The sequence below is a fragment of the Oleiphilus sp. HI0125 genome (assembly GCF_001635355.1).
In genome coordinates, this window is sequence record NZ_LWGF01000715.1 from 1 (window position 1) to 1,363 (window position 1,363).

The window sequence follows — 1,363 nt, forward strand, 5'->3', positions numbered from 1 at the left end:
CGCAATAGGTCTGGCTAATCGTGCTAATGCAGTTCATTGGCAGTATGCTGTTTATTCAATTTTTATTGCTTTGCCTATTGTTGCCTTGGTGGTGTTCCCAGATATTGAGCGCACAACGTTCCCTGATCTAAACGACGTAATTAATGATGTTCCTAGGCTTATTTATTATTGCTTGGCAGCATTCGTCGGTTTGTTTTTGGGCATTAGGTTTAACCAATTAAAAAGCATATAAAAAGTGTTTAGCGGACCGGAGGGTTCGTTAAACACACTGTTATGAGTCATGAGAGTATCGAATGAGTAGCAATGAAATATCCCCAGAATTCTGGGAAAGAGCTGATGAAGTTATCGCTGTTGCCAATAAGCAGGCGGCAGACGCTGATACTAGGAAAGTGAGCTCTTCCACGCTTTATGCTGCGGCCAGGTTCAATGCTTTCAATGTTGCATCATCTGCTGACGATGTCGAAGAAATGAAAAAAGACAAAGAAGAGGCCATACGCTATTTTACCGAGCAATATCGAAAAATGCTTACAGAGAACCTTGATGAATATATTGAAAGCTATGATGAGTACACGCCTCATGGTTAGTTCATCCCAAGCATCACTTATAAAAAGTATTTAGCGGACCGGAGGGTTCGTTAAACACACTGTTACACGTAGAAGAAATCATGAAGCCATACATACTTTTTGTATTCTTGTTAACATCGATAATTGTAAATGCAGCTCCAGAATCTAATGCGTCAGAAGAGTACGATATTTGGACAACTAGAGTAGATGATTCTTTGTGCACCATTAGTGGGGGTATTGTTGCAAGGCATCCAGCAGGCGAGACCAGAGTAATCGCGTATTACACGACTGCCTTCACCCAAGACAAAGTAACTCAATCTCTTGGCCTTGAACTAAATAAGCCTCAGCTAGTAATTGAATCCCAAGATACAACCCTAGCACCAGGCTACGAAATTTTGTTAATTGCCAACGAAATAACTTATAGGGCTTGTCCTAAAGAAGGCGCATATACTCTTAGCGCCAAAGATACAGCGTCATTGATCAAAAATAGCAGACATGCAGGTTCTTTTAAGCTAGGTTTTATGCTGGCCAATGGCAATACCTGCATCATTGAGCTGGGGTACAAAAACTTAGCTGCACACATTAAAGAAGCAACGGGCTGCGGCTATGAATCAATCGTGTAACAAGGCGCTCAACGCTCGGCCAACGAGTTGGCCTGGTCTGTCACTGCTGCGCAGCGCCAGCCCGTTAGCTTGGCATAAAGACGTACTAAGAATGAAAAGCGGACATTGGTTTTCCATTCGCAAAAGACAACTGCAGACCTTGGCGCTGCTCAGTTCTTAGTGCACGCTTCAAGAGGG

The 1,363-nt window shown here is 43.0% G+C and carries 2 protein-coding genes and 1 pseudogene; all 3 read left to right on the forward strand.

The features are described 5' to 3' along the window. Positions 1-232 (forward strand): annotated as a pseudogene (locus tag A3762_RS27480) (hypothetical protein); the annotation flags it as partial. Positions 233-293: 61 nt separating this feature from the next. Further along, positions 294-584 carry a DUF3144 domain-containing protein gene (locus tag A3762_RS10470; protein WP_068755113.1) on the forward strand — a complete coding sequence of 97 codons (291 nt, stop codon included), beginning with the start codon at positions 294-296 and terminating at the stop codon, positions 582-584. An 80-nt stretch (positions 585-664) separates the two neighbouring features. Beyond that, the gene (locus A3762_RS10475; protein WP_068755111.1) at positions 665-1,186 is read left to right on the forward strand and encodes a hypothetical protein; all 522 of its coding nucleotides are present in this window, start codon (positions 665-667) and stop codon (positions 1,184-1,186) included. Positions 1,187-1,363: the final 177 nt, after the last annotated feature.